This is a genomic window from Pseudonocardia sp. (genome assembly GCF_050246655.1).
In the GTDB taxonomy this organism is placed as follows: Bacteria; Actinomycetota; Actinomycetes; order Mycobacteriales; family Pseudonocardiaceae; genus Pseudonocardia.
Genome location: NZ_JBFWVQ010000178.1, coordinates 1 through 7,552 on the forward strand (window position 1 = coordinate 1; position 7,552 = coordinate 7,552).

The 7,552-nt window shown below is 73.5% G+C and carries 4 protein-coding genes; 3 read left to right on the forward strand and 1 reads right to left on the reverse strand.

Annotation, left to right across the window (positions count from 1 at the left end; genetic code table 11):
* The coding region (locus tag AB7J25_RS29185) for an ABC transporter substrate-binding protein (RefSeq protein WP_428514342.1) at positions 1-472 on the reverse strand (472 nt) is incomplete at its 3' end.
* Positions 473-825: 353 nt separating this feature from the next.
* On the opposite strand from AB7J25_RS29185, the gene AB7J25_RS29190 reads away from it, so the two are divergent.
* From AB7J25_RS29190 to AB7J25_RS29200, 3 genes are all read left to right on the forward strand, one after another.
* Complete coding sequence (locus AB7J25_RS29190) at positions 826-2,538, forward strand: ABC transporter ATP-binding protein (RefSeq protein WP_428514344.1); 1,713 nt, start codon at positions 826-828, stop codon at positions 2,536-2,538.
* Positions 2,538-4,337: an ABC transporter ATP-binding protein gene (locus AB7J25_RS29195; protein ID WP_428514346.1), complete on the forward strand. Its 1,800-nt coding sequence runs from the start codon at positions 2,538-2,540 to the stop codon at positions 4,335-4,337. Before AB7J25_RS29190 ends, AB7J25_RS29195 begins: the two co-directional genes overlap by 1 nt.
* A 40-nt stretch (positions 4,338-4,377) precedes the next feature.
* Positions 4,378-7,552, forward strand: a 3,175-nt coding sequence (locus AB7J25_RS29200; protein ID WP_428514348.1) for an amino acid adenylation domain-containing protein, incomplete at its 3' end; no start/stop codon positions are given.

Below are 7,552 nucleotides of genomic sequence, written 5' to 3' on the forward strand. Positions count from 1 at the left end.
TCACCGTGGGCGCGATCTGGGACAGCCGGTCGTAGGTCGGCTTGTCGATCGTCTCGTAGATCGCGAAGATGAGGTCCGGCTTCGCCGCGGCGATCGACTCGTAGTCGATCCCGTCCCCGCCGAGGGTCGTGACGCCCTTTCCGCCGGTCGCCTCCTTGACCCAGGGGAAGTCGTTGTAGTTGTCGAACCACTCGCGGGTCGCGACCGGAACCACATCCAGGGCGAGCACGAAGTCCTGGTCGTTCCAGCCGACGGTGACGACGTTCGTGGGATTGGCGGGAATCTTCGTCTCACCGAACTTGTGCGTGACGGTGACGGACTCGTCGACAGGTGCGGGGGGCGGCGTGGAGCTGCAGCCGACGACCATCGCGAGGACGGCGAGAAATACCGCGACGATGGCACCGGTCCGGCTGCGTACGGTGCCCGGGGACGTGCGGTCTCCGTCGGTGAGACCTCTGTGGCTCAGTTGCATCAACACCCCTTCGCGAAGTTAGCTGAGGCTAGCATTGCCTCCGGTTGGCAGGGTAGACACTGCTGTAGGTGCCCGCTGCGCTCCCCCGTTCAGCCGTTGGAGGAAGCGCGAGTGGGTGGACCGCGGCGACGATGCCGCTGTCGGGCCGACCGGAGATGATGTTCGTCGAGGGCTGTGCCGCCGACGAGCAGCAGGGTAGCCTAACCTAAATCTTGAGAAGGGCGGAAATGTCCGTAGGAACGATGGCGCACGCCTTCGGGGAGCGGTCCGTGATCCACGGGATGCGATCCACCGAAACGGCCCTTTCCCTGATTCATTCGCCGTCGCGGGCCGCTGCCGGACGCGTCGCGTAGATGGCTACCGAGACGACTGGTTCGAAGGTCCTGATCGGTGGGATCGTCCGCAACCGACGCTGGCTCACCACGGGTTCCGCGATGTACGGCGGGCACCAGATCTGCGAGGCGCTGGTTCCTGTGGTGATCGGGGTGATCATCGACCGCGCGGTGGCGACGGGTGACGTCCGCGAGCTGGCGCTGTGGATCGGGGTGCTCGCCGTCCTGTTCCTGGTGCTGTCGCTGATGTGGCGCTTCGGCGCCCGGCTGCTCACCTACGCGGAGGCGGGCGAGGGCTGCACGCTGCGCGTCGAGGTCGCGGGGAAGATCCTCCAGCCCCGGGGCATCCGCACGGACCTGCGCAGCGGCGAGCTGCTGTCGATCTCCAGCAGCGACGCCGACAACACGTCCTACATGCTCGACTACATCCCCCGGATCGTCGCCTCCCTGACGGCGACGACCGTGTGCGCGGTCATCCTGCTGACGATCAACGTCCCGCTCGGCCTCGCCGTCGTGCTGGGGACGCCGGTGGTGCTGCTGGTGCTGCACTTCAGCGCACCGGTCATCGCGCGGCGGATCGAGCACCAGCAGGAGACGGCCGGGCGGGCGGCCGCGGTGGCCACCGACCTCGTCGCGGGCCTGCGCCCGTTGCGCGGGATCGGGGCGCAGGACGCGGCCGCGCAGCGCTACCGCGAGGTCAGCCGCCGATCGTTGCGGGCGACCCTGCGCGCGGCGCTCACCCAGCGCGGCTTCGAGGGGATCTCGGCGACGCTCAGCAACCTGCTCGCGGCCGGCATCGCCATCGCCGCGGGCTGGCTCGCGCTCGACGGCGTGATCAGCATCGGGCAGTTCGTCACGGTGATCGGCTTGGCGCAGTTCCTCGTCGACCCGCTCGCGCAGCTGACCGTGGTGCCCAGCTGGATCGCCGAGGCCCGGGCCTCGGCCAACCGGGTGGCGCGGGTGCTGTCCGCGCCGCCGCGGGTGCCGGACGGGCGGCGCCCCCTCGGCGCGCCACCGCACGGCTTGGACGTCGTGGGGCTGCGCCACGGGAGCCTGGACGGGCTGGATCTCTCGGTGCGTCCCGGTGAGCTGGTCGGCGTCGTCGCGCCGCAGGCCGCCGACGCCGAGGCGCTGGTGACGGCGCTGTCCGGGCAGATCGCCGCCGAGGACTACCTCGGCACGATCTCGGTCGGCGGGGTCGACCTGGCCTCCGTCGGGCCCGGTGCGGCGCGGGCCGCGGTGCTGGTCGAGCCGCACCACACCGACATCTTCACGGGCACCGTGGGTTCGAACATCGTGGTCGGCGACGCTGCGGGCGCCGACCCGGCCTTCCTGGACCGCGTGCTGTCCGCCTCGGCCGCGCAGGACGTGGTGAACGCCCACACCGGCGGGCTGGACACGCCCGTCACCGAGCGGGGCGCGAGCCTGTCCGGTGGGCAACGGCAGCGGCTGGCGCTGGCCCGCGCGCTGTACGCCCGCCCGTCGGTGCTGGTGCTGCACGACCCCACGACCGCGGTCGACCCGGTGACCGAGCACGCGGTGGCCCGCGGCCTGTCCGCGCTGCGCCACGGGGCGGGGCAGGGCTGCACCACCATCCTCGTGACCTGCAGCCCGATCCTGCTCGCGACCGCGGACCGCGTCGTGGTGATCGACGACGGGCGGGTCCGCGTCAGCGGAACCCACGACGAACTGGCCGAGCACGACGGCGCGTACCGGAAGGCGGTGCTGCGCTGATGAGCTCGGCCCAGGGAACCGGGAACGGCACGCTGCTCCCGATCGCAGGCCCGCGCGCGTCGTGGGCGTGGCTGTTCGGCCAGCTGCGCCACCACCGCCTGCTCACGGCGGGCACGCTCGCGATCGGCCTGCTCGCGGCGGCGATGACGGTGCTGCCGCCCTACGTCTTCGGTGAGCTCGTGGATCGGGTCAGCGCCCAGGAGCCCGCGTCGTCGATCGCCGTCATCGCGGGCGTCCTGGTCGTCGCGGCGGTCGTCGGCGGCGTCAGCTCCGGCGTGGCGTCGTACCTGACCAGCAGCCTCGGCGAGCAGATCCTCGCGACGCTGCGCGAGCGGGTCATGCAGCGGGCGATGACACTGCCCAACGCCGTGATCGAGAAGGCGGGCAAGGGCGACCTGCTCTCGCGCATCGGCGACGACGTCAACGCCATCGGCCGGGCCGTCACCGACGTCCTGCCCAAGGTCATCTCCTCGCTGCTGGTGGGAGTGCTCGGGATCGTCGCGATGGCGGGCCTGGACTGGCGGCTGGGGCTCGCGGGGCTGGCCGCCGTCCCGCTGTACGTCCTCGGCCTGTGCTGGTACCTGCCGCGCTCCGCCCCGATGTACGCCGACGAGCGCAAAGCCGTCGCCGCCCGCTCGCAGGCGCTCATGGAGAGCATGGTCGGCGCGCGGACCGTGCACGCCTACCGCCTGGAGCGCGAGCACCTCGCCGACATCGACGCCGCGGCCGTCCGGGCCCGGGATCTGTCGATCGGGATCGTCACGCTGTTCACCCGGTTCGTCGGGCGTACCAACCGGGCCGAGTTCGTCGGGTTGTCGGTGGTGCTGATCACCGGCTTCGTGCTGGTCCGCCAGGGGATGGTCACCGTCGGCGCGGCGACCGCGGCCGCGCTGCTGTTCCACCGGCTGTTCGACCCGGTCGGCACGGTGCTGCACAGCTTCGACGAGGTGCAGTCGGCGGGCGCGAGCCTGGCGCGGCTGGTCGGTGTCGTGGGTATCCCACGGGAGGCGTCGGGCGCCGCGGGCCCGTCCCGCCGTCCGGCCGACTCCGCCCTGGAGCTCTCCGACATCGAGTTCGGCTACGAGCCCGGTGTCCCCGTGCTGCACGGGGTGTCCCTGCGCATCGAGCCGGGGCAGCGGCTCGCCCTCGTCGGTTCGACCGGCGCAGGCAAGACGACCCTGGCGGCCATCGCCGCGGGCCAGCTCGCCCCCTCCGCGGGCTCGGTGCGCCTGGGCGGGGTGCCGCTGTGCGAGCTCGGCACCGACCACGTGCGCACGCAGGTGGCCATCGTCAGCCAGGAGGTGCACGTCTTCGCCGGGCCCCTCGTCGAGGACATCCGGCTGGGCCGCCCGGACGCGACGGTCGAGCAGGTGCGCGCGGCCCTGGTCCGCGTCGGCGCGTGGGACTGGGTGGAGGCGCTGCCCGAGGGCGTCGAGACGCCGGTCGGCGAGGGCGGTCGCGACCTCACCGCGGCCCAGGCGCAGCAGCTCGCGCTGGCTCGGCTCGTGCTGGCCGACCCGGCGGTGGCGATCCTCGACGAGGCGACGGCCGAGGCGGGCAGCCTCGGTGCGCGCGGGCTGGAGGAGGCAGCCGCAGCCGCCACGGCAGGGCGCACGACGTTGATCGTGGCCCACCGGCTCACCCAGGCCGCGGCCGCGGACCGCGTCGTCGTGCTGGAGCACGGACGCGTCGTCGAGTGCGGAGCCCATCTCGATCTGCTCTCCGCCGGTGGGCGCTACGCCCAGCTGTGGGGCGCGTGGCGCTCGCGCGCCACCGCCGGAGCCACACCCGAGCACTAGCAGCCCAAAACGCCTCGTCGCAACAACTCGTGGGAGCGGTATGTCCATCGACCGGGATTCGGCAGACACCCTGGCGGCACGCCTCGAGGTGCTGGCCGGATGGAACGACTCGACGCTGCCGTCACACACCACGACTGTCGCGGAGCTCTTCGCCCGGTCGGTGCGGGCGTACCCCGACGGTCTGGCGCTGGTCGCGGGCGGCGGGGGCACGGCGGGCGGGCGCGCGGTGCAGCTCACCTACCGCGAGTTGGCCGACCGGGTGTACCAGCTGGCCCACCACCTGCTGCACCGTGGGCTCACCCCGGAGCAGGTCGTCGCCGTGCAGCTGCCCCGGTCGGCCGAGATGGTCGTCGCGGTGCTGGCGATCATGGTCGCGGGCGGTGCCTTCGTGCCCGTCGACCCCGAGTGGCCCGAGCAGCGCCGTCGCCAGGTGCTCGACGACGCGGGCGCCGTGCTCGCGGTGACCGGCCCGTCCGGTGCCGTTGCGTCCGTGCCCGCCGTCGTCGCCGATCTCGGCGACTGGTCCTACGCGCACCTGCCCACCCGCGCGCCCGCGGTGACCATCGAGCCACAGCGCCTGGCCTACGTGATGTTCACCTCGGGCTCGACGGGCAGGCCCAAGGGGGCCATGATCCGCCACGAGGCGATCTGCAACCGGCTGCTGTGGCAGGTCGAGAAGATCCTGCGCTTCGGGCCGGGGGACGCGGCGTTGTTCAAGGCGCCGCTGTCGTTCGACATCTCGGTCAACGAGATCCTGCTGCCGCTGGTCTCCGGCGGCTACGTCGTCGTCGCGGAGCCCGGTGGCGACCGCGACCCCCAGTACCTGCTCGAGCTCATCGCCACCGAGGGCGTCACGTTCGTCTACCTGGTCTCCTCGATGCTCGACGTGTTGCTGGAGATGTCGCGCGGCACGGCGAAGCTGCAAGGGCTCAAGCACGTGTGGTGCGGCGGCGAGGTGCTGACCCCGGAGCTGTTCGAGCGCTTCCGCGACCAGCTCACGACCACCCTGTACCACGGCTACGGGCCCGCCGAGGCAACGATCGGCGTCTCGCACGTGATCTACCGCGACGACGCCGAGCGGATCGCCACGTCCATCGGGCGGCCCAACCCCAGCACCCAGCTCTACGTGCTCGACGAGCAGCTGCGGCCGGTCCCCGTCGGGGTCGGCGGGGAGCTGTACGCGGCCGGCTTCCTGCTCGGCCGCGGCTACGTCAACGCGCCGGGCATGACGGCCGCCCGCTTCGTCGCGAACCCGTTCGACCCCGCGGGCGGCTCCCGCCTCTACCGCACGGGCGACCTCGCCCGCTGGCACGACGACGGGTCGCTGGAGTTCCTCGGCCGGGCCGACAACCAGGTGAAGATCCGCGGGATGCGCCTGGAGCTCGAGGAGGTCGAGGCGGTGCTGGCCACCCACCCGGGGGTCCGGCAGGCGGTGGTGACCGCCCGCGAGATCGCCGCCGGGACGAAGTACCTGGCCGCCTACGCGCTCGTCGCGGCCCCCGGCAGCGGTGCCGTGACCGAGGACGAGCTGCGCCGGTGGTGTGCCGACCGGCTCCCCGAGTACATGGTGCCCACGACGTTCACGGTGCTGGACGCGCTCCCGCTGACGCCGAACGGGAAGGTGGACCGCCGCGCGCTGCCCGAACCGCGCCGCCCGGAGGGCGCCACCGGCGGTCGGGCCGCGCGGACCCCGCGGGAACGGACGCTGTGCGCGATCTTCGCCGAGGTCCTGGGGCTCGCCGAGGTCGGCCCCGACGACGACTTCTTCACCCTCGGCGGGGACAGCATCGTCGCGATCGGGGTGGTCAGCAGGGCGCGCCGTGCCGGGCTCGTCGTGCGGCCGCGGGAGGTCTTCGAGCTGCGCACCCCCGCGGCGCTGGCGGTGGCCGCACGCGGCGTCGAGGCCGCGGAACGCGTCGTGACCGTCGACGCGGTCGGGGAGATGCCCGCCACGCCGGTCGTCGAGTGGCTGTTCGAGACGGGCCCGTCGGCGGGCTTCTACCAGTCCATCGCCGTGCACAGCCCGGCCGCGCTGACCCTGGACCGCCTCACCGCGATGGCCGCGGGCCTGCTCGGCCGCCACGAGATGCTGCGCGCGGTGGTCCGCACCGGTCCGGACGGACGGCCCACGGTCACGGTGCCCGCGCAGGTCCCGGCGCCCGCCGTCACGCACGTGCGGTGCGGCGCGGACGAGGATCTCGACGAGAGGACGCGCCGCGAGACCGCAGCCGCCGCGGCCCGGCTGGACGCCGGCTCCGGGCGGATGGCCGGGTTCGTCTGGCTGGACCGCGGCCGCGAGCGGCAGGGCAGGCTCCTGCTGGTCGTCCATCACGTCGTGGTGGACGGGGTGTCGCTGCGGATCCTGGTCGAGGACCTGCGGCGGCTGTGGGAGGGCGGCTCCCCGGACCCGACGCCGACCTCGTTCCGCGAGTGGTCCTGCGCGCTGGCCGACGCGGCCGTGGAGGGGGTGTTCGACGCCGACCTCGCCTTCTGGCGCGAGCAGGCGGCCGCGGCGAACCCGGTGATCGGGCGCCGCCCGCTGGACCCGGCCGTCGACACGGTCGCGACGGAGCGGGCGCTGACGGTGACGCTGCCGAGCGCGCTCACCGAGCCGCTGCTGGGCAGCGTGCCCGCCGCGATCCACGGCGGCGTGAACGACGCGCTGGTGGCGGCGTTGGCGCTGGCGGTGCAGCGCTGGCGCGGTGCGCAGGCGGGCCCCCGCCTCCTGGTGGAGCTGGAGGGGCACGGCCGGGAGGCCGAGATGCTGCTGCGTGATCCGGCGGCGGGGGGCCAGGCGCTCGACCTGTCCCGCACGGTCGGCTGGTTCACGACGCTGTACCCGGTCGTCCTCGACACGGGCCTGCCGCCGGGGGAGGAGGTCCCCACCGGCGGTCCCCGGCTGGCCGCCGTGGTGAAGGCGGTCAAGGAACAGCTGCGCGCGGTGCCGCGCAACGGCCTGTGCTACGGCGCGTCGCGCTACCTGGCGGGGTGTCCGGATCTCGCGGTCGCCCCGGCGCTGCTGTTCAACTACCTCGGCCGGTTCGCCGCCGGGTCCGGGGCGGACTGGTCGACCGTCCACGACGCGACGGTGGTCGGCGAGGACCGCGACCCGCGGATGCCGCTGCCGCGCGCGCTGGAGGTCAACGCCGTCACCGTCGACACCGTCGACGGCCCGGTGCTGTCCGCGCGGTTCAGCTGGCCCGCCGCGGTCCTCG